This is a genomic window from Yersinia rohdei ATCC 43380 (assembly GCF_000173775.1).
In the GTDB taxonomy this organism is placed as follows: Bacteria; Pseudomonadota; Gammaproteobacteria; order Enterobacterales; family Enterobacteriaceae; genus Yersinia; species Yersinia rohdei.
The window spans coordinates 61119-81327 of the sequence record NZ_ACCD01000012.1 but is presented as its reverse complement, the minus strand read 5'-3'; the positions used below and the strand labels follow the sequence as shown (position 1 = coordinate 81327).

Genomic DNA, 20209 nt, shown 5'->3' with positions numbered 1-20209 from the left:
GGTTAATTACCTAAGACAGCCAATTAGCCAACTTTCTGGTTATACTGTGGATAATTTGTTATTCGTCATTTGGTTGAGGCAGTTTCCATGAAACGACTTATTATCGGCATCAGTGGTGCCAGCGGTGCTATTTATGGTGTTCGGCTGTTACAGGTGTTGCAACAAGTCGAGGGGGTGGAAACCCATTTGATTATCAGTAATGCAGCGCGTCAGACATTGGCTCTTGAAACGGAGTTCAGTGTTAAGGATGTGCAGGCGTTAGCGGATGTGGTACATGATTCCCGTGATATCGCCGCGGGTATCTCCTCCGGGTCATTCAAAACCAGTGGCATGGTTATTTTACCTTGTTCAATCAAGACGTTATCTGGCATTGTTCATAGTTACACTGATGGTTTGTTGACCCGTGCTGCGGATGTCATCTTGAAAGAACGCCGCCCACTGGTGCTGTGTGTAAGAGAAACACCGCTGCATTTAGGGCACTTGCGCCTGATGGTACAAGCCGCTGAGTTGGGCGCTGTCATTATGCCGCCAATGCCTGCGTTTTATCATCAGCCAAAAACTATTCAAGATATTATCGATCAGACGGTTAACCGTATTATCGATCAATTCGATATTGAGCTGCCAAAAGATCTGTTTATTCGCTGGCAAGGTTAGGATTAACATTATCTCCCTCAATTGATACATTTGTGCAACATCGCACTGAAATGGGGCGAATCATGCACCATAATGATCTTGTTTCAGAACGCATACTGTTGCATAGCAGCGGTATTCAGTTTCTGCTTACGGCCAGATAGCGGTATTTAGTCGTGATCATGCTAATAAGGTGGCAATAGAATTTACTGCCCCTTACAGCAATTACTGGCACGATTACTGCAAATTGATTTATGAACACTCTGGGTTGTACAGAAAACTAACGCGCTTTGTGGCATTGAAAATCAATTTGAGGGTTATGTATGAATAAGAAGATTTTGGTTCTGCCTTTAGTATTAGCATTGGCTGCTGCCAGCAGTGCTTTTGCCGCCATTCCTAAAGATATCAAAATTGGTACAGATCCAACTTACGCTCCTTTCGAATCTAAAAATGCCAAAGGTGAGTTGGTAGGTTTTGATATTGATATAGCAAAAGAGTTATGCAACCGAATTGATACTAAATGTACTTTTGTTGAAAGTGACTTTGATGCATTAATTCCGTCACTGAAAGCTAAAAAAATCGATGCCATTATCTCCTCGCTCTCTATTACTGAAAAACGTCAAAAAGAAATTGCCTTCACCGATAAACTTTACGCCGCGAATGCCCGTTTAATTGCGCCGAAAGACAGCAAAATTGAACCAACATTAGTTGCGTTAAAAGGCAAACGTGTTGGGGTTTTACAAGGGTCTACTCAGGAGGCATTTGCTAATGCTGAGTGGCAGCCAAAAGGTATTGATGTTGTTGCCTATCAAAATCAGGATCTCATTTATGCTGATTTAGCATCTGGGCGTATTGATGCGGCCTTCCAGGATGAAGTCGCGGGCAGTGAAGGTTTTCTGAAACAAGAAGTAGGTAAAGATTATGGCTTCGCCGGCCCGTCAGTAAAAAATGATCAATTCTTTGGCATAGGCACCGGTATGGGCTTACGTAAAGATGATGCAGAATTAAAAGCAGCGCTGGATAAAGCTTTTGCTGAAATGCGTCAGGATGGTACTTACGACAAACTCGCGAAAAAATATTTCAACTTTGATGTTTACGGCGGGTAATTACGCCACCGTAATTATCCCTGCCTATGTGGGCGGGGATAATCAACCAGACTCCTTACTCAGTAAAACAGGATAACCCAGATGCTGGATGGATATTCGAAACTGATATTTGAGGGTGCGCTGGTGACACTGGAGTTGGCACTGTGCTCAGTGTTGCTATCAGTGATTATCGGCTTGATTGGTGCCGGTGGAAAGTTATCGTCAAACCGGCTGTTATCCGGCTTATTTGAATGCTACACCACGTTGATTCGCGGTGTCCCTGATTTAGTTTTGATGTTGCTTATTTTTTATGGTTTGCAGATAACCCTAAATAGCATTACTGAATCACTCGGTTTTTCACAAATCAATATTGACCCTCTTTCCGCTGGGATTATCACTCTCGGTTTTATCTATGGTGCTTATTTCACAGAAACTTTCCGTGGTGCCTATATGGCGGTTCCTATGGGGCAAATTGAAGCGGCAAAAGCATTTGGTTTCACTTCCAGCCAAATTTTCCGCAGGATTATGTTCCCTGCCATGATGCGCTATGCACTGCCGGGTATTGGAAATAACTGGCAAGTTATTCTTAAGGCGACGGCATTAGTCTCTATTTTGGGATTAAATGATGTGGTCAAAGCCACTCAATTAGCGGGAAAGGGAACTTATCAGCCATTTTTCTTCGCATTGGTCGCCGGTGTGGTTTATTTAATTTTTACCACTATCTCAAATGGTGTCTTGCTGTGGTTGGAACGGCGCTATTCCCATGGGGTGAAGAGGGCTGAACTATGATTGAGATTCTACATCAATATTGGCAAGCCCTGCTTTGGAGTGACGGCTATCGATTTACCGGGGTCGCTGTGACCCTATGGTTATTAATTACCTCCGTGGTGATGGGGGGCTTGCTGGCAATTCCCTTGGCTGTAGCGCGAGTGGCTGAACGGCGTTGGATTCGTTTACCGGTATGGATTTTCACTTATATCTTCCGTGGTACGCCGTTATATGTGCAATTATTGGTGTTCTATTCCGGGATGTATAGTTTGGAGATTGTCCGAGGTAATGATCTGCTTAATGCTTTTTTCCGCAGCGGCTTGAATTGCACTATTTTAGCGCTGACCTTGAACACCTGTGCTTATACCACGGAGATTTTCGCGGGGGCTATTCGTTCAGTACCTCATGGTGAAATAGAGGCGGCCAGGGCTTATGGTTTTTCGCGGTTTAAAATGTACCGCTGTATAATTTTACCTTCAGCACTGCGTATTGCTTTACCGGCCTACAGTAATGAAGTTATTTTAATGTTGCATTCCACCGCATTGGCTTTCACTGCTACAGTGCCGGATATACTAAAAATAGCGCGCGATATCAACGCAGCGACTTATCAGCCATTTTATGCTTTTGGTATTGCTGCCGTACTTTATCTGATTATCTCCTTTACGCTAATTAGCCTGTTCCGCCACGCGGAGAGACGTTGGCTGGCACATATAAAACCTCAGGCATCGCATTAAGTACGGAGAATCTATGACTGATACATTAGAAACTAAAATAGCTGAAACCAAACTTTCCGTAACGGAATTGCATAAACACTATGGTGAACATGAAGTCTTAAAAGGAGTATCACTTTCAGCTAAAGCTGGAGATGTTATTTCTATTATTGGATCTTCTGGTTCGGGGAAAAGTACTTTCTTACGTTGTATTAACTTTCTTGAAAAACCAAGCGAAGGGTCGATAAGTGTTAATAACCAAGATATTCGCCTGGTTCGCGATAAAGACGGGCAATTAAAAGTATTTGATAAAAAAGAACTGCAATTATTGCGCACCCGGTTGACGATGGTATTCCAGCATTTCAATCTGTGGAGCCATATGACGGTGTTGGAAAATGTAATGGAAGCGCCGGTTCAAGTCTTGGGATTGAGTAAATCCGTGGCTAAAGAACGGGCAATTCGATATTTGGATAAAGTCGGAATCGATGAACGGGCACGGGCTAAATATCCGGTACACCTTTCTGGTGGGCAACAACAACGAGTTTCTATTGCTCGGGCATTAGCGATGGAACCGGATGTATTACTGTTTGATGAGCCGACCTCTGCCCTGGACCCCGAGCTGGTTGGTGAAGTATTACGTATTATGCAAAAATTGGCAGAAGAGGGGAAAACCATGGTGGTGGTGACCCATGAAATGGAGTTCGCCCGCCATGTTTCCAGCCATGTTATTTTCTTGCATAAAGGCCTTATCGAAGAGGAAGGGCCGCCAGCCGAACTTTTTGGCAACCCCAAGAGTACCCGCCTGCAGCAGTTCCTTTCTGGTGCTTTGAAATAAGAAGGTAACGGGATAACTAACCATGTTGTTCCGTTATCTATGTTTTTCAGATGAAACCCTCCATGTTGTTATATTAAATAAAATATTACTTAATGTTTTCTTATGTCTGCTATAGAGAGTTGTATTTTAAACTGGCGTTCATCATAAAAGTTAAGAAAGAAAATAGTTATTGAATGCTAATGGATAAAAGTAATTAATGTATTTTATTTATTACCCATTGATATATTTTTTTATCTTCACTGTGTGAATGGTAATAGCTCTGGCGTGAAAAAATAAATATAAGATACTGTTCTTTATCGCATCTGATTAACTATTATTACTGGATGATTTCATCACCCTCAGGACATTCCTTTTTGAGGGAGTATCCAGAGGGTTAAAATATATCAATAAACAATTGTAAGGTTTTGGTTGTGGGGATAATTCACCCGACCGGTTTTTTTAACACATTTCGCAAGGCCTCTTCCAATTCGAAATAACGGAAGGCAAAACCTGCTTCTTCTAAACGTTTCGGCACTGCCCGTTGCCCTCCTAAGACCAATGCTGCAGATTCTCCCAGTAATAACCGAATAGCTGCAGCAGGGGTGCGGATCACGGCAGGGCGATCTAACACTTCGGCCAGAGTGGCAATAAATTTTTCGTTATGGGCAGGATAAGGAGAAACCATATTGAATGGGCCATTTAGGCCCTCTGTCGTCAGTAAATAATGGATACCATGAACCATATCATCAATATGTATCCACGGCAGATATTGGCGACCATCACCAATTGGGCCGCCTAACCCCAGGCGTATGAGTGGCACCATTTTAGCTAACGCGCCACCGTGAGGAGCTAAAACAATACCGGTGCGTAGCAGGCATACTCGGGTATGGTTGCTTTGGGCTGCCAGGGCGAGGCTTTCCCAGCGCTCACAGAGTTGATGGGTAAACTCCTCATGCGGTTCGTCATCTTCGGTGACCAATGCTTGCCCCTGATCACCGTAAAATCCAACGGCAGAACCTGAAATAAACACTGCAGGCGGCTGACTACTGGCTTTAATTAATGCTGTCAGCTTCTCGGTTAATTGCCAGCGACTTTGACACAGGATTTTCTTTTGCTGTGGTGTCCAGCGCTTGTCAGCAATAGGTTCACCCGCCAGATTAATCACGGCATCAAAATCATTAAGGTCATTTTTATCATCTAACGTTGACCAACAAGTAACTTGTGAACCGAGCACATCATTTGCTCGCTTTGGGTCGCGAGTCAGCGCGGTTATTTGATGGGCTTGCGACAAAAGAAAGGCGCTCAGACTACGCCCGATGAGTCCTGTAGCTCCAGTGATTAAAATACGCATAGCCAATCTCCGTTTATACCTTTCTTGCTTTTGTGTTGTCGGGGGTAGTGTTTGCTTATCGGCTTCTCTTTTAGCATAGGCGATTCTGTGCTCTTCTCCCACGATACGGCACACATCCTGAGTTAAATTTCTAACCGGGTAAAGTCGTACTAACAGAACAATAGTGGATGTGCCGAGTGCCCGTATGCCGCCAATATCATCATTTGAGAAAATAAAAAAATAATAACTAAATAAATCCGAGGTTTTGTCCGATTAATACTGTATTGAGTGCGGACATATTTTTTCTTAACTCACCCAGCTACAGGCTAACGTCCTTATTGTTCCTGGGCGAGACCCTGGCTATAAGGCATATGCAATGACTTTAAAATACGAAATTCATGATTTTCTGCTAGAGTAAAACATACTAATCTAAATAGAAAAGAGGCCGCCAGCCTTTTTCATCTTGCAATGTTGGATGTTTTATAAATAAATGTTGCGTATTTTATAAAAAACTCAGGATGCCTTATAGAGTTTCCAACAGAGGTCAGCTGTGATCTCACTGCTTTCCATAGACTTTTCAGGTGCGCATGAAGCTAAACATTGAAGTTAATTGTTCTTATGTGTGTGAACCTATACATAAGCAAGACGGTAGCTTATTAGCAGTAGAGCTATTAAGTCGATTTTCAGCAAGATCGGTTGATTTACCTATCGATATCGAATGTTTTATTAAAGAATTGTCTATCGACGAAAAGACTGATTTATTCAAAGACCAATTACAGGCGGTGAAAACCTGTAGGGATTGGTTTATTGCTAACAATGTTTTCCTTTCGATTAATATTGATTTTGATCTGGCTAGTGTGATTGTTACTGATGATTCAATCCGGCTGTTGTTGGATGGCATGCCTTTCTTAAGGCTAGAAATTATGGAGACCTTTTCCAATTTATCCGATGGGATGAATAACCCATTACTATGCGAGTTAGCTGCACACTATCCGCTATGGCTCGACGATCTGGGAAGTGGGGGAGCGACCTTAAATGCGGTTACCGCAAATATTTTTGAATATGTAAAGATTGATAAGCATTTCTTCTGGCAGCACAATAAGAATACTTTTCCGATCCTGATAAATAACCTTAAGAAATATTGTCTCGGGATCATCGTGGTTGGCGTAGAAAATCAAGATGAGTTAGAACAACTGAAGAGCAGTAATATTGATGCAATGCAAGGATATTTGTTCAATCAACTAACACTGAGTGAACTGGTATCTCAACCTTTATTTTAACAACTTTCCTCTACTTAAACCTACTCGGTGCTGACATTATTCTGCAATGTCAGCCTTCTGTTTTACGATAAAATTTTCTTATGGTAGATAGTGGTTTTTATCAGATTAATCCGAAGGATTGAATGATAGAATAACGCCACATTTAGTTCTCATTAAGTACTATGGCGGCCTGGATAGCCTTATTTACTGAGATAAAGAGAAGACGATATTATGAAGTTAATGTTTGCTTCTGATCTGCATGGGTCGCTACCGGCCACTGAACAGGTTTTGGCTATTTTTGAACGTAGCAAAGCTCAATGGCTGGTGTTATTGGGGGACTTGCTCAATCATGGGCCACGGAATGCCTTGCCCATAGGTTATCAACCTGCAGCGGTAGCAGAGCGCCTGAATCTTTATAAAAACCAGATTATTGCGGTACGCGGTAATTGCGACAGTGAAGTCGATCAGATGTTATTGCAATTCCCAATTATGGCTGGATGGCAGCAGATTATTATGCCAGAAACACGTTTATTTTTGACGCATGGTCATCTTTATCACCCGGCAGCACTTCCTCCGTTGCGCAAGGGGGATGTCTTAGTCTATGGTCATACTCATCTGCCGCAGGCAAAATGGCAAGATGAAGTGATTTGTTTTAACCCAGGCTCGGCCAGTATCCCAAAAGGGGGGTATCCGGCGAGTTATGGCATGTTGGATGCGGGTGTTTTACAGGTTCTGACCCTACAAAATGATGAACTTGTCACCCAATTGGCATTAAAAAACTAAATAATATAAACCTAAAGTATTAGAGTCGCGGATAGCTTTTTTACGACTTCAAGCACGAAGGGTAAACTGTTGATTAACAATTGCGCGCACCTACCGCGCTCAGATAGAAGGTTTCAGAGGATGGTGGAGCAAAATCCAGCAGCAGTCATCGAGTGGGTTGATATTGTTGATGAGCAAAATGAAGTTATTGCTCAATCCAGTCGTCAACAAATGAGAGCTCAACGACTACGCCACCGTGCTACCTATATTGTGGTGCACGATGGAATGGGCAAAATTCTGGTACAACGTCGTACTGAGAGCAAAGATTTCTATCCCGGGAAACTGGATGCGACAGCCGGTGGTGTAGTGCAAAGTGGTGAAAACTACCTTGAATCAGCGCGGCGCGAAGCAGAAGAGGAATTAGGGATTGCCGGGGTGCCTTTTGCCGAGCATGGGCTGTTTTACTTTGAAGAAGAGTGCTGCCGCGTGTGGGGCGCTTTGTTCAGCTGTGTATCTCATGGCCCATTCGCCTTACAGGCAGAAGAAATAGATGAAGTCCGTTGGATGCTGCCGGAGGAAATCACGGCTCGTTGTGATGAGTTCACGCCAGATTCCCTGAAAGCCTTATCATTGTGGCTAACACGCAATAATGAGCAGGATTACGGGAAGATAACTCCACGCGAAGATTAATCCAAACCCGCAATAAAAAAAGCCCCGGACAGGGGCTTTTATGTTTTCTGCATTTATCTTATTGATTATCTGACAATAATACCCAGCAAGATACCCAGAGCACCAAAGTCAGCATCACTGAATGTGGTATTGGCAAAACCGATATCGCCCAATACTGGCAGTAGGAATACTGGCAGGAAGGTAATTAACAAACCTTGAGCGAATGCACCTAAAATGGCGCCACGGCGTCCACCGGTCGCATTACCAAATACCCCAGCAGCAGCACCGACGAAGAAGTGCGGCACTACACCTGGAATAATCACTGTCATGTTCATCAAATACAGCGCGAACATACCGATTAGGCCAGCGGCAAAGCTGCTCAGGAAACCAACCAATACCGCATTTGGCGCGTAAGGGAAGACAACCGGGCAATCCAGTGCGGGTTTGGCGTTAGGGACTAACTTGTCGGAAATCCCTTTAAAAGCAGGGACAATCTCGGCAATAACCATACGCACACCTTGCAAGATGATGTATACACCAGCAGCAAAAGTAATGGATTGCATCAGTGAGAACATAAACCAGTTTTTACCACCGCTTAGACTTTTCACCACTTCCGGCCCAGCAAACAGGCAAGTTACGATGAAAATAATGCACATGGTAAAGGAGATGGCAACTGGCGTATCGCGCAAGAACAACAGGCTTTTTGGCACATTCATATCTTCAGTTGAATGTTCTTTATTACCAAACTTACTGCCGATAAAACCTGCTAAGACATAAGACAAAGTAGAGAAATGGCCAATTGCCACGTCATCAGACCCGGTCACCTTTTTCATATAAGGGTGAGCAATGGCTGGGAAAAATACCATGGCAACCCCAACAACCAGTGAACCGATAACAATCAGTGTTACCCCGGTAATTCCGGCAGTTGCCAGAATAACCGCCACCATCATCGACATAAACAGGGTGTGATGCCCGGTCAGGAAGATGAATTTCCACGGTGTAAAACGAGCAATCAGAATATTGATAACCATAGCGAAGAACATAATCATCGCCATTTCTTTACCAAAACTCTTCTGCGCCACTGAAACTATGGCTTCGTTATTTGGCACTACGCCCTGAATACCAAAGGCATGTTGGAAAATATTGGCGAAATCACCCAGAGATGAAACCACCAAGCCAGCACCTGCACCCAAAATCACAAAACCCATAATGGTTTTTACGGTGCCTTTAATACACTCCGTTACCGGTTTTTTCTGTGCAATCAGGCCGATTAAAGCAATCAGACCCACTAACACTGCCGGTTCGGAAAGAACATCACTCATTAAAAAGCGAAAGAAATCCATGCCAGCCTCCGGTTACAAAGCGCCTAATTCGGTTAATGCCACAGATAAACGTTCTTTCATGGCTTTCTTATCTATCATGTTATCCAGAGCAACAATTTTGCCTCCTACAGCCTGAGCAACCAGCTGTTCGGCAATATCTTTGGTGCCGATGAAAATGTCACTTGGTGTTCCTTTGGCAGAGCCCAGGTCAACATGATCAACTTCTGCACTGACCGCCAATTCTTTCAGAATATTTTTGATGCTAATTTCCATCATCAGGCTGGTACCTAAACCGTTACCGCAAACCACTGTAATTTTCATTTTCTTTCCCCTTGAAATTTATATCCGAACCTAATGTTTTGACTAATAACGCGCAATAACAGACAAGATATCCTGCTGTGTTTTAGCATTAAGTAAGGCGGTCACATCGTTATCGTTATCGAACAATTGAGCGAGTTGAGAAATAGCCTCGATATGGCTAGTACTGTCTGTCGCAGCTAACACTATGAGTAACTTAACCGGGTCGTTACCTTCTGCATTGAAAGTGACACCCTCGGTAATGACGGTTAATGCCAGAGCAAGTTTATTCGCACCTTCTTCCGGGCGGGCATGTGGCATTGCAATCCCCGGGCCGACAACATAGTAAGGGCCAATAGCCTCATGGGAGCGATAAATTGCCTCGACATAACGCGGCTCAACAGATCCATTATCAATCAATGGTTTGCAGGATATTGCAATGGCGTCGCGCCAATCTTTTGCCTGATGAACCACCTGAATTACGTCCGGCGTTAACAGTGTTTTTAACATGATATATATGACTCCCTATGACTGTTAACGCGAGAGTAGATATTTATGGCTATTTTTAATGTGACGAATGTCTCAATTGATAGCGCTACCTGATAGCGCTATCAAAAATTGTGATAGCGCTATCATTTGTCATGTCCTGGACTTTGGCTATCTCCAAATAAGCCATATACAATGCAATGTATTGTCGAAGCCAATTTGGAATGGCTGGTGGTAACCAGGTAACCAGACAAGAAATTTTAATTAGGCAGGAAATCAGCATGGAAAAAACGCGTAAGCGCCGTAATACCGGGCGGGTCACTCTATCGGACGTAGCGAATTACGCCGGGGTAGGGTCGATGACTGTTTCCAGAGCGCTGCGAACGCCGGAGCAGGTTTCAGATAAGTTACGAGAAAAATAGAACAAGCGGTTGAAACTCTTGGTTATATTCCTAACCGTGCTGCTGGTGCTTTAGCATCTGGCCACAGTGATACTGTCGCGGTGTTAATTCCTTCATTAACTGACACAGCCAGTTCCCGATTTATGCAGGCGTTGCAACAGATTCTGAATAAAAATGAATTCCAACTATTACTAGGTTGCCACGAATACAACCAGCGCAAAGAAGCTGAAATACTGATGACGTTGCTACAAAGCAATCCGGCCGCAGTGGTGATATTTGGCTCACAATTGGCGGATAAAACTTATCAATTACTTGAGCGGGCTAATATTCCAACCGTGAATGTGGTGGGTTCTTATTTTAAAGGGGCCAAAATCACTTTAGAGGCGGCGTTCTTTGAGTCAGCTTATGAATTAAGCCGTCATTTGTTGGCGCGTGGTTATCATAATATTGGGTTTATCGGCGCTCATATGGATAACCGTCTGCAACGCCAGCAACTGAACGGTTGGCATAGAGCGATGTTAGAACATTACAAAAATGCGGATCAATCTGTCACTACACCAGAGACTGCCAGCTTACAGTTTGGCCGCTATGCACTAACAGAAATACTCCAGCGGCAACCTGAATTGGATGCTGTGATATGCAGCCATGAAGATATTGCTCTTGGTGTGTTGTTTGAATGTCAAAGGCGGCTGTTGAAAATCCCAAGTGGTATTGCGGTGGCGTGTTTAGACGGTTCTGATAGCTGTGATCAAACCCACCCGACACTGACTTCAATGCGTATTGATTACAAAAAAATGGGTAAAGAAGCCGGTAAGATGTTGATTAATATGCTGGATGATAATGAAGAGGGCAAGCCAGAAGAGCCGGTGAGTCAAAGTTTTAGCTATAAGTTTGAACCTCGGCAAAGCACCTGAATATTCAGCAAACAAAAACGCCAGCTCGAGGCTGGCGTTTGTTTTGGAACCACTTTAGCAAGCTAATCCGAAGATTAAGATGCGTCAGCTTGCGCTGATTGAATTGCTGTCAGTGCCACGGTATAGACGATATCGTCAACCAGAGCACCACGAGACAAATCGTTCACAGGCTTGCGCATACCTTGCAGCATTGGCCCAATAGAGATTAGGTCAGCGGAGCGTTGTACGGCTTTATAGGTGGTGTTACCGGTGTTCAAGTCTGGGAAGATGAACACGGTAGCTTTACCTGCAACCGGTGAGTTAGGCGCTTTAGATTTAGCCACATCTGCCATGATTGCCGCATCATACTGTAATGGGCCATCAATGATAAGGTCAGGACGTTTTTCTTGGGCTAAACGAGTCGCTTCGCGTACTTTCTCTACATCACTACCTGCACCAGAATTACCGGTGGAGTAAGAGATCATGGCTACACGCGGTTCAATACCGAATGCCGCAGCAGAATCAGCAGACTGGATAGCAATTTCTGACAGTTGCTCAGCCGTTGGGTCTGGATTGATAGCGCAGTCACCGTAAACCAGAACCTGGTCAGGTAGCAACATGAAGAATACAGAAGAGACCAGTGAGCTGCCCGGTGCGGTTTTGATCAACTGCAACGGTGGGCGGATAGTGTTAGCGGTGGTATGAACTGCACCAGACACCAGGCCGTCAACTTCGCCTTTCTCCAGCATCAAGGTGCCGAGAACCACGTTGTCTTCCAATTGCTCACGAGCTACCACTTCGGTCATGCCTTTGCTCTTACGCAGCTCAACCAGACGAGGAACATATTGCTCACGCACAGCAACCGGATCGATGATTTCAACGCCTTTACCCAGCTCAATACCTTGAGCCGCAGCAACACGTTGGATCTCTTCTGGATTACCCAGCAGCACACAAGTGGCGATACCACGTTCAGCACAGATAGAAGCGGCTTTAACGGTACGTGGCTCATCACCTTCTGGCAGCACGATACGTTTGCCTGCTTTACGTGCCAGTTCCGTCAGCTCATAACGGAATGCCGGTGGGGACAGGCGACGTGAACGCTCAGATGTTGCGCTCAGAGAATCAATCCACTCACTGCTGATATGGCTGGCAACGTAGTTTTGCAGCTTCTCAACACGTTCATGGTCATCTGCTGGTACTTCCAGATTAAAGCTTTGCAGGCTCAGAGAGGTCTGCCAAGTGTTGGTATCAACCATAAATACTGGCAGGCCAGTTTGGAAGGCACGCTCACACAACTTTCTGATAGGTTCGTCAATGGCGTAGCCGCCGGTCAACAAGATAGCGCCGATTTCAACGCCATTCATTGCTGCCAGGCAAGCAGAAACCAACACGTCTGGACGGTCTGCAGAAGTTACCAACAGAGAGCCTGGGCGGAAGTGTTCCAGCATATGCGGGATACTACGAGCACAGAAAGTCACGGACTTAACGCGGCGAGTATTGATGTCACCTTCGTTAATAATGCGCGCATTCAGGTGCTTACACATGTCGATTGCGCGGGTTGCAATTAACTCGAAGCTCCAAGGCACACAACCGAGAACTGGCAGTGGGCTATTGGCGAACAGCTGTTTCGGATCGATATTTGCAACACTGGCCTTGGTTGAATCATCAAAAATTTCAGACAGGTCAGGGCGGGTGCGGCCTTGTTCATCAACCGGAGCATTCAGTTTGTTAATGATAACGCCAGTGATGTTTTTGTTTTTGCTGCCACCGAAGCTAGAACGAGCCAGTTCGATGCGTTCTTTCAGTTGATCTGGTGAATCATTACCCAATGAAATTACAAACACAATTTCCGCATTCAGGGTTTTGGCGATTTCATAGTTTAGCGCATTGGCAAACTGATGTTTGCGGGTTGGCACTAAGCCTTCAACCAGAACCACTTCAGCATCTTTTGTATTTTCGTGATAACGGGCAACAATTTCTTCCATCAACACGTCTTGCTGGTTAGAACTCAGCAAGGCTTCCACATGATTCATATTGAGCGGCTCAGCAGCAGTGATGCTGGAGTTTGCGCGAATGATAGTGGTGGTTTGGTCAGGTGCATCATTGCCAGCACGTGGTTGTGCGATTGGCTTGAATACGCTTAGGCGCACACCTTTTTGTTCCATGGAACGGATGACACCCAAGCTGACGCTGGTTAAACCAACGCTGGTGCCGGTAGGGATCAACATTATAGTACGGGACACGGCTAAACCTCTTTACGGTTGCTCGTTAGTCAAAAGCAACACCGCCAGCCTTGGCTGACGGTGTTAAGGATACTTACGCGGTAAGACGAGAGGCGTCTTGCGCGATGACCAATTCTTCATTGGTCGGGATAACCAGAGCCAGGCGGCTGCCATCTTTGGTGATGGTGCCAGACTTGCCAAAGCGTGCTGCCAGGTTGCGTTCGTGGTCAATTTCAAAACCTAGCAGGCCCAGTTTGTCCAAGGTTAATTCGCGTACCATTGCGGCGTTTTCACCAATACCGCCAGTGAATACAACTGCATCCAGACGGCCATCCATCAATGCAGTATAAGCACCGATGTATTTAGCCAGGCGGTGACAGAACACATCCATTGCGCGGCGTGCATCTGCTTTGGTGTCATAGTTGTCTTCAACATAACGGCAGTCACTGGTGACTTCAGTCAGACCTAACAGGCCAGATTCTTTGGTCAACATTTTGTTGATTTGATCAACACTCATCCCCATTGCATCATGCAGATGGAAAATGATTGCCGGGTCAATATCACCACTACGGGTGCCCATGACCAGACCTTCCAGTGGTGTCAGGCCCATAGAAGTATCAACACATTTACCGTTACGAACTGCAGTGACAGAACCACCATTGCCCAGATGGCAAGTGATTACGTTCAGCTCTTCCAGTGGTTTGTTCAGCGTTTTAGCGGCTTCCTGGCTCACGTAGAAGTGGCTGGTGCCGTGCGCGCCATAGCGACGGATACCGTGCTCTTTGTATAAATTGTACGGCAGGGCGTAAAGGTAAGACTCTTCCGGCATGGTCTGATGGAAGGCCGTGTCAAAGACGGCGACATTTTTATCAGCCAGATTCGGGAAGGATTTCAATGCCTCAGCAATACCGATCAGGTGAGCAGGGTTATGCAGTGGTGCAAACGGGATGGAATCTTTGATACCCTGAATAACTTCTTCGGTAACGATAGCTGACGCAGTGAATTTCTCGCCACCATGAACAATACGGTGACCAATAGCTGTCAGTTGAGCAGATAGCTCTGGTTTTTGTGCCAGAATAGTATTAACAATGAATTTCAGTGCTTCGCTGTGTGCGGCACCAGCACCCAATGCGGCTTCGTGTTTACCGCCATCCATTTTCCATTTGAGGCGTGCCTCTGGCAGGTGGAAGCATTCGGCTAAACCAGAGAGGTGTTCTTCACCATTGGTTGCGTCGATGATAGCGAATTTCAGGGAAGAGCTACCGCAGTTAAGAACCAGTACTAGCTTACTCGACATGGAAGTACCTATTTATAGTCGTGTTCGACACTTGTTTTGGCATGATTGATACAAATATTGTATCTGGAGGACCAAAATAGCGAGAAACACGTGGTTAATAAAACGTCAATCTGTCCAAAAGCGTAGCGCATATTGGCGTCGACATTAATGATTAACATCATGCGATAGCGAAAAAAGCATGATGATGGAAAAATCGCCGGTGAAACAGTAATGCCTGGTGGTAAAAACCGGTGCGATTTAACAAAATTAGTTTAAATGCTGCAAAAATTTGACATATTTATCGTCATCTTCTAGCGGCAAAAAGGCCGGTCTAGGATACCGATAGCGCCGCCTAAAAACAAAATATATTTAACAGACTAATTTTTAGTTTGTGGATTACAAAAAAAATTTTAATTTTTGCTTGTGAAGTTGAGGTGAGCCATGACAACAAAACCCTCTGATACCTTAAGTTGGTTTCAGGTACTCCAGCGCGGTCAGCACTACATGAAAACCTGGCCTGCGGATAAACGCTTGGCACCGGTGTTTCCAGAAAATCGTGTCGCGATCGCGACTCGTTTTGGCATCCGCTTTATGCCACCGCTGGCTATTTTCACTCTGACCTGGCAAATAGCGCTTGGCGGGCAATTAGGGCCGGCCATTGCGACTGCATTGTTTGCCTGTGGTTTACCATTACAAGGATTATGGTGGTTAGGTAAGCGGGCGATTACGCCGTTACCACCCACTTTATTGCAGTGGTTCCACGAGGTTCGTACCAAACTGGTTGACGCCGGGCAGGCAGTGGCACCAATTGAACAAACGCCAACTTACCAGTCTCTTGCCGATGTGCTGAAACGCGCTTTTAAACAACTGGATAAAACGTTTCTCGATGATTTGTAACCCTCAGCACGGCCTATGTGTTTGATGATGCCAATAGTGGAGTGGTAGATAAATACCTATTGGGGTTTTTTATGCATCTTGCGGGCAGCTGCGCAAATCCCCTGTCAAATCAAAGTATGGCCTAACTCGGTGTGCGATGATTTCCTCATTATTTATGTTTTAGGAGTATTAGTGATGGATATGACCAACGCCCAACGTCTTATTTTGTCTAATCAGTATAAAATGATGACCATGCTGGACCCGGAAAATGCTGAGCGCTATCGCCGCCAGCAAACTATTGTCGAACGCGGCTTTGGTTTGCAGATGCGCGAACTGGATCGTGACTTTGGCGAAATGAGTGAAGAGACGTGCCGCACTATTATTAATATCATGGAGATGCATCATGCTTTGCAAGTCTCCTGCGGCAATTTGAAAGACAAACAAGATTTGGATGAGCGCCGCATTGCATTCCTCGGTTTTGATGCTGCGACTGAATCTCGTTACCTGAGTTATGTACGCTTTATGGTCAATACAGAAGGGCGTTATACTCATTTTGACTCCGGAACTCATGGTTTTAATTCCCAAACACCCATGTGGGATAAATACCAACGTATGCTGGCCATTTGGCAATCATGCCCGCGCCAGTACCATTTGAGCGCTGTTGAGATTTCGCAAATTATTAATGCCTGATTGGTTGGTGTATTGGGTATTACGAATCTATTGATGAGGATGTGCTTGTGAAGTGTAAAGGTTTTCTTTTTGATTTGGACGGGACTTTAGTTGATTCATTACCGGCAGTCGAACGTGCCTGGATTGGCTGGGCGCAAAGTCAGGGTATTGACCCATCACAAGTACTAGAGTTTATCCATGGAAAACAAGCCATTACCTCTCTTCGTCATTTTATGCCGGGTGCCAGTGATGCTGAACTTCAGGCGGAATTTCTGGCATTAGAGCACATCGAGGCCAATGATACTGATGGCGTGACCGCATTGCCGGGTGCGGTATCATTGCTGGAGCGGCTTAACAGTCTGTCCATCCCTTGGGCTATTGTTACATCAGGTTCAGTTCCCGTGGCTTCAGCCCGTCGTGCTGCGGGGCATTTACCCGAGCCGAAGGTGTTTGTAACTGCGGAACAAGTAAAACATGGGAAGCCTCAACCTGATGCTTACCTGCTGGGGGCTGAGCGTTTAGGACTGGCACCGGCAGATTGTATTGTGGTTGAAGATGCTCCCGCCGGGATTTTGTCAGGGTTGGCGGCGGGCTGCCAGGTGATTGCCGTGAATGCACCAGCAGATACCCCAAAACTGGATCAGGTAGATTTAGTCCTCAGTTCACTTGAGCAAATTGCAGTTGAAAGTACCGCTGATGGCGCAGTTGTGCGAGTTATCCGCGAATAATTTTTTGTCGGAATATATTGATTGAGAGCGCCTAATGGCGCTCTTTTGCTATTCTAGTTCTGGCCAGAAAATGATTGCATTGAAAGGGGAGGCAAACTGTCTTCCAAACTATGAAGATTTTGTGGTATGACCCGAATAATCCCACCGCGCGGGCTATCAATGTCTGCTATCAATGTTAAAGAGAATGAAATAATTAAAGGTAAGATTAAGGTCATAATCTTGCCATTTTTACCCTGTTTTGAGCCATAACCAACTAAAGCACAACTGCAAACTGCAATAATTAGCATCAATAACCAGGCAGCATGCGGGATTCTATTCCACCATGCGGATTGTGTGTAACTCGCTGAATTTAAAACATCATTCATCCCCGCGACCACTAAGGCTCTTACCGGATCAGGGTGTTGATTCACCGGTTCCAATAATGTGACCCAAAGTGCAGTTTCCAGTTGATTGGTCTTATCGTTTATCTCTGCCAAATGCGTGTCATCGCGTGTGGTATAAAAAAGTACCCGTTGATTCAGATAGCGCATTAACAGTGCTTTGGTGGCGACACTGGATGCGGCGGGCAGATAATCGACACGTAAATATTCAGTACCAATGGCATTGGCTTCTGCCTCTTCGTAATTTTTACGCAAATCATAGCGACTGATGGCCATCGAAAAACTAAAACCAATAATCAGGCCCAGTAAGGTCAGTGTCGCTCCTTGAATGACAGTGAAGTTTTCACGAATGTTATCATCCAGATCCCGCCCTCGGCGGAAAAAGGCCTGACCGATATAAGCGGAGCTATACAACAGGGCAAGTGAGAGCAGAAAAAGTATAATCGGATAATCCGTGATATTGCTCATTCAGTACTCCAATCGAGATAATTCCAATGGCCGCCTGCTATTGACTATTATCAGTATAGTCATGTGGTTAAACACGAGTGAGGATCTGAAGATTTCAGCTAAATTTATTAACTGACGAAGATGGCATCTCATCTAGATGTTTTTTGCAGGAAAACATAATTAGTGCCATTGTGGGATGGTAACCGCATAAATTTACAGCCATTATTGATCTCAAACAGCGGTATTGACTTAAATTAATGTTTTACTACCAAAGCCGGATACTCCTTTTCACTTTTTGCCAATGAGGCCATTTTGAACAGCGAACTATTGTGGGTGTTGACGCTACTTCTGATAGCTATTGTGCTGTTTACTACTAATAAGCTGCGCATGGATGTCGTGGCATTGTTGGTGATTATTGCCTTTGTGATGAGTGGCACCTTGTCATTAGAGGAGGCGACCAGCGGATTTAGCGACCCCAATGTGATATTGATCGCGGCCTTGTTTGTGATTGGTGACGGGTTAGTGCGAACCGGGGTTGCCTACCAGGTGGGGGATTGGCTGGTGAAAGTGGCCGGTCACAGTGAAACCAAAATGTTGGCGTTGTTGATGGTGACCGTGGCGGGGTTAGGGGCATTTATGAGTTCGACCGGCGTGGTGGCCATTTTTATCCCAGTGGTGCTGAGTGTTGCCAGCCGGATGAAAATTTCCCCTGGGCGGTTGATGATGCCGCTGAGTTTTGCCGGGCTAATCAGTGGGATGATGACCCTGGTTGCGACTCCGCCCAATATGGTGGTTAACAGTGAGTTGTTGCGCGAAGGTATTAAAGGATTTGGTTTTTTCGGCGTCACGCCGATTGGCCTGATTATTTTGCTGATGGGGGTCGGCTATATGTTAGTTGCCCGGCGTTGGTTGGGTGGCAAGCAAGAAAGCACAGAAAAAGATCAGCAATGGAAGCGCCGCACTTTTCGTGATCTTATTCGCGATTATAAACTGAATGGCCGCGCCCGCCGTTTGGCTATTCGCCATGATTCCCCTTTAATTGGCCGCTCCCTTGATGAGCTGCATTTGCGTGCCCGCTATGGTGCCAATGTGGTGGGGATCGAGCGCTGGAAACGCTTTCGGCGGGTAATGGTGAGTGCGACTGGCTCATCTGAATTGCGCGAAAATGATGTGTTGCTGATTGATATGTCTGATTGTGATATCGATTTACGTGAGTTTTGCGCCGACCAAATGTTGGAACCTATGGTGCTGCGTGGCGAGTATTTCTCTGAACAGGCCCGAAACGTTGGGATGGCAGAAGTTTCTCTTATTCCTGACTCGGCCCTGTTGGGCAAGAGTTTGCGCGAGGTCACTTTTCGCACCCGATATGGCCTCAATGTAGTCGGTATTCGCCGTAATGGTAAGGCATTGGAAGGTAAACTGGTCGATGAAAAATTACAGTTTGGCGACATCTTATTGGTCATTGGTGACTGGAAACTGATCCGTCAATTACAGCAGAAAACCCGTGATTTTATTGTTCTGAATCTGCCGGCTGAAGTTGACGAAGTGGCTCCGGCTATCTCACAAGCCCCTCATGCTTTGTTTTGTTTGGCATTGATGGTTGCCATGATGTTGACCGACGAAGTCCCGAATGTGATTGCGGCGCTGGTGGCGTGTTTACTGATGGGGCAGTTTCGGTGCATTGATATGGAAAGTGCTTACCGCTCAATTCATTGGCCAAGCTTGATCCTCATTATCGGGATGATGCCCTTTGCGCAAGCACTACAAAAAACCGGTGGGGTGGATTTAATCGTCCGCGGGTTAATGGATGTTGCCGGTGGCATGGGGCCGCGAGTTATGTTGCTGTGTTTATTTGTCTTATGCGCCACTATTGGGCTGTTTATCTCCAATACGGCCACTGCGGTTTTGATGGCACCTATTGCGATTGCGGCGGCCCGTGAAATGTCAGTTTCTCCCTATCCTTTTGCGATGATTATTGGTATTGCGGCATCAGCGGCCTTTATGACACCGGTTTCTTCCCCGGTTAATACCTTGGTTTTAGGCCCCGGTGGCTATAAGTTTGGTGATTTTGTCCGGATGGGCGTGCCCTTTACTCTCTTAGTGATGGTGGTGAGTGTGATGGTGGTGCCGTTACTCTTCCCGTTCTGATTATCGGAAGATAATTGACTCGGCAGTCAGGTTCGGT

Annotated in this window: 19 protein-coding genes and 1 pseudogene; 13 read left to right on the top strand and 7 right to left on the bottom strand. The window is 45.5% G+C overall.

The annotated features are described in order from the left end of the window. Window positions 1-87: 87 nt before the first annotated feature. The 5 genes from YROHD0001_RS08270 to hisP all read left to right on the top strand — a co-directional run bounded on the left by YROHD0001_RS08270 (window position 88) and on the right by hisP (window position 4028). Window positions 88-654, top strand: a complete 567-nt coding sequence (locus YROHD0001_RS08270) for a UbiX family flavin prenyltransferase (protein ID WP_004714850.1) — start codon at window positions 88-90, stop codon at window positions 652-654. 299 nt (window positions 655-953) lie between these two features. Next, window positions 954-1736 (top strand): histidine ABC transporter substrate-binding protein HisJ, encoded by a 783-nt coding sequence (gene hisJ / locus YROHD0001_RS08275; RefSeq protein ID WP_004714849.1) that lies wholly within the window; start codon window positions 954-956, stop codon window positions 1734-1736. Window positions 1737-1817: 81 nt separating this feature from the next. After that, a complete protein-coding gene (locus YROHD0001_RS08280) occupies window positions 1818-2504 on the top strand; it encodes a histidine ABC transporter permease HisQ (protein ID WP_004714848.1) in 687 nt (228 codons plus the stop codon). After that, window positions 2501-3217 carry an ABC transporter permease gene (locus tag YROHD0001_RS08285; protein ID WP_032816968.1) on the top strand — a complete coding sequence of 239 codons (717 nt, stop codon included), beginning with the start codon at window positions 2501-2503 and terminating at the stop codon, window positions 3215-3217. Before YROHD0001_RS08280 ends, YROHD0001_RS08285 begins: the two co-directional genes overlap by 4 nt. Window positions 3218-3230: 13 nt before the next feature. Beyond that, complete coding sequence (gene hisP / locus YROHD0001_RS08290; protein WP_004714846.1) at window positions 3231-4028, top strand: histidine ABC transporter ATP-binding protein HisP; 798 nt, start codon at window positions 3231-3233, stop codon at window positions 4026-4028. Between the two features lie 421 nt (window positions 4029-4449). Here hisP and YROHD0001_RS08295 read toward each other — a convergent pair whose 3' ends face one another. Further along, window positions 4450-5358, bottom strand: coding sequence for a TIGR01777 family oxidoreductase (locus YROHD0001_RS08295; protein ID WP_032816967.1), 909 nt, complete (start codon window positions 5356-5358; stop codon window positions 4450-4452). A gap of 566 nt (window positions 5359-5924) precedes the next feature. On the opposite strand from YROHD0001_RS08295, the gene YROHD0001_RS08300 reads away from it, so the two are divergent. From YROHD0001_RS08300 to yfcD, 3 genes are all read left to right on the top strand, one after another. After that, on the top strand, window positions 5925-6617 hold the full coding sequence (locus tag YROHD0001_RS08300; RefSeq protein ID WP_032816966.1) for an EAL domain-containing protein: 693 nt from the start codon (window positions 5925-5927) through the stop codon (window positions 6615-6617). Window positions 6618-6827: 210 nt separating this feature from the next. Then, window positions 6828-7379 carry a phosphodiesterase gene (yfcE, locus tag YROHD0001_RS08305; protein ID WP_004714843.1) on the top strand — a complete coding sequence of 184 codons (552 nt, stop codon included), beginning with the start codon at window positions 6828-6830 and terminating at the stop codon, window positions 7377-7379. A gap of 120 nt (window positions 7380-7499) precedes the next feature. Further along, a complete protein-coding gene (gene yfcD, locus YROHD0001_RS08310) occupies window positions 7500-8048 on the top strand; it encodes an NUDIX hydrolase YfcD (RefSeq protein ID WP_004714842.1) in 549 nt (182 codons plus the stop codon). Between the two features lie 65 nt (window positions 8049-8113). Here the strand turns inward: yfcD and ulaA are convergent, their stop codons facing one another. From ulaA to YROHD0001_RS08325, 3 genes are read right to left on the bottom strand one after another with little or no spacing between them, the layout of a single operon-like run. Continuing rightward, complete coding sequence (gene ulaA, locus YROHD0001_RS08315; protein ID WP_004714841.1) at window positions 8114-9370, bottom strand: PTS ascorbate transporter subunit IIC; 1257 nt, start codon at window positions 9368-9370, stop codon at window positions 8114-8116. Between the two features lie 12 nt (window positions 9371-9382). Then, the gene (locus YROHD0001_RS08320) at window positions 9383-9670 is read right to left on the bottom strand and encodes a PTS sugar transporter subunit IIB (RefSeq protein ID WP_004714840.1); all 288 of its coding nucleotides are present in this window, start codon (window positions 9668-9670) and stop codon (window positions 9383-9385) included. 42 nt (window positions 9671-9712) lie between these two features. After that, a complete protein-coding gene (locus YROHD0001_RS08325) occupies window positions 9713-10156 on the bottom strand; it encodes a PTS sugar transporter subunit IIA (RefSeq protein WP_004714839.1) in 444 nt (147 codons plus the stop codon). A gap of 257 nt (window positions 10157-10413) precedes the next feature. On the opposite strand from YROHD0001_RS08325, the pseudogene YROHD0001_RS19315 reads away from it, so the two are divergent. Next, window positions 10414-11447: pseudogene (locus tag YROHD0001_RS19315) on the top strand (LacI family DNA-binding transcriptional regulator). 74 nt (window positions 11448-11521) lie between these two features. Here YROHD0001_RS19315 and pta read toward each other — a convergent pair. Beyond that, window positions 11522-13654: a phosphate acetyltransferase gene (gene pta / locus YROHD0001_RS08330; RefSeq protein WP_004714836.1), complete on the bottom strand. Its 2133-nt coding sequence runs from the start codon at window positions 13652-13654 to the stop codon at window positions 11522-11524. A gap of 88 nt (window positions 13655-13742) precedes the next feature. Then, on the bottom strand, window positions 13743-14945 hold the full coding sequence (gene ackA / locus YROHD0001_RS08335) for an acetate kinase (protein WP_032816964.1): 1203 nt from the start codon (window positions 14943-14945) through the stop codon (window positions 13743-13745). Between the two features lie 420 nt (window positions 14946-15365). Between ackA and yfbV the strand changes: the two genes are divergently transcribed. The 3 genes from yfbV to YROHD0001_RS08350 all read left to right on the top strand — a co-directional run bounded on the left by yfbV (window position 15366) and on the right by YROHD0001_RS08350 (window position 17197). Beyond that, a complete protein-coding gene (gene yfbV / locus YROHD0001_RS08340; RefSeq protein WP_004714834.1) occupies window positions 15366-15821 on the top strand; it encodes a terminus macrodomain insulation protein YfbV in 456 nt (151 codons plus the stop codon). A gap of 174 nt (window positions 15822-15995) precedes the next feature. Beyond that, the gene (locus YROHD0001_RS08345) at window positions 15996-16490 is read left to right on the top strand and encodes a YfbU family protein (protein ID WP_004708806.1); all 495 of its coding nucleotides are present in this window, start codon (window positions 15996-15998) and stop codon (window positions 16488-16490) included. Between the two features lie 47 nt (window positions 16491-16537). After that, window positions 16538-17197, top strand: coding sequence for a sugar phosphatase (locus YROHD0001_RS08350; RefSeq protein ID WP_004714832.1), 660 nt, complete (start codon window positions 16538-16540; stop codon window positions 17195-17197). Between the two features lie 53 nt (window positions 17198-17250). Here the strand turns inward: YROHD0001_RS08350 and YROHD0001_RS08355 are convergent, their stop codons facing one another. Then, a complete protein-coding gene (locus YROHD0001_RS08355; protein WP_004714831.1) occupies window positions 17251-18045 on the bottom strand; it encodes a bestrophin-like domain in 795 nt (264 codons plus the stop codon). Between the two features lie 291 nt (window positions 18046-18336). Between YROHD0001_RS08355 and YROHD0001_RS08360 the strand changes: the two genes are divergently transcribed. After that, window positions 18337-20172 (top strand): SLC13 family permease, encoded by a 1836-nt coding sequence (locus YROHD0001_RS08360; protein WP_032816962.1) that lies wholly within the window; start codon window positions 18337-18339, stop codon window positions 20170-20172. Window positions 20173-20209: the final 37 nt, after the last annotated feature.

What these genes read in the sequence shown, in the direction of transcription:
- YROHD0001_RS08270 (WP_004714850.1), top strand. Translation starts at nt 88, where the DNA reads ATGAAACGACTTATTATCGGCATCAGTGGTGCCAGCGGTGCTATTTAT.
- hisJ (WP_004714849.1), top strand. Translation starts at nt 954, where the DNA reads ATGAATAAGAAGATTTTGGTTCTGCCTTTAGTATTAGCATTGGCTGCT.
- YROHD0001_RS08280 (WP_004714848.1), top strand. Translation starts at nt 1,818, where the DNA reads ATGCTGGATGGATATTCGAAACTGATATTTGAGGGTGCGCTGGTGACA.
- YROHD0001_RS08285 (WP_032816968.1), top strand. Translation starts at nt 2,501, where the DNA reads ATGATTGAGATTCTACATCAATATTGGCAAGCCCTGCTTTGGAGTGAC.
- hisP (WP_004714846.1), top strand. Translation starts at nt 3,231, where the DNA reads ATGACTGATACATTAGAAACTAAAATAGCTGAAACCAAACTTTCCGTA.
- YROHD0001_RS08295 (WP_032816967.1), bottom strand. Translation starts at nt 5,358, where the DNA reads ATGCGTATTTTAATCACTGGAGCTACAGGACTCATCGGGCGTAGTCTG.
- YROHD0001_RS08300 (WP_032816966.1), top strand. Translation starts at nt 5,925, where the DNA reads ATGAAGCTAAACATTGAAGTTAATTGTTCTTATGTGTGTGAACCTATA.
- yfcE (WP_004714843.1), top strand. Translation starts at nt 6,828, where the DNA reads ATGAAGTTAATGTTTGCTTCTGATCTGCATGGGTCGCTACCGGCCACT.
- yfcD (WP_004714842.1), top strand. Translation starts at nt 7,500, where the DNA reads ATGGTGGAGCAAAATCCAGCAGCAGTCATCGAGTGGGTTGATATTGTT.
- ulaA (WP_004714841.1), bottom strand. Translation starts at nt 9,370, where the DNA reads ATGGATTTCTTTCGCTTTTTAATGAGTGATGTTCTTTCCGAACCGGCA.
- YROHD0001_RS08320 (WP_004714840.1), bottom strand. Translation starts at nt 9,670, where the DNA reads ATGAAAATTACAGTGGTTTGCGGTAACGGTTTAGGTACCAGCCTGATG.
- YROHD0001_RS08325 (WP_004714839.1), bottom strand. Translation starts at nt 10,156, where the DNA reads ATGTTAAAAACACTGTTAACGCCGGACGTAATTCAGGTGGTTCATCAG.
- pta (WP_004714836.1), bottom strand. Translation starts at nt 13,654, where the DNA reads ATGTTGATCCCTACCGGCACCAGCGTTGGTTTAACCAGCGTCAGCTTG.
- ackA (WP_032816964.1), bottom strand. Translation starts at nt 14,945, where the DNA reads ATGTCGAGTAAGCTAGTACTGGTTCTTAACTGCGGTAGCTCTTCCCTG.
- yfbV (WP_004714834.1), top strand. Translation starts at nt 15,366, where the DNA reads ATGACAACAAAACCCTCTGATACCTTAAGTTGGTTTCAGGTACTCCAG.
- YROHD0001_RS08345 (WP_004708806.1), top strand. Translation starts at nt 15,996, where the DNA reads ATGGATATGACCAACGCCCAACGTCTTATTTTGTCTAATCAGTATAAA.
- YROHD0001_RS08355 (WP_004714831.1), bottom strand. Translation starts at nt 18,045, where the DNA reads ATGAGCAATATCACGGATTATCCGATTATACTTTTTCTGCTCTCACTT.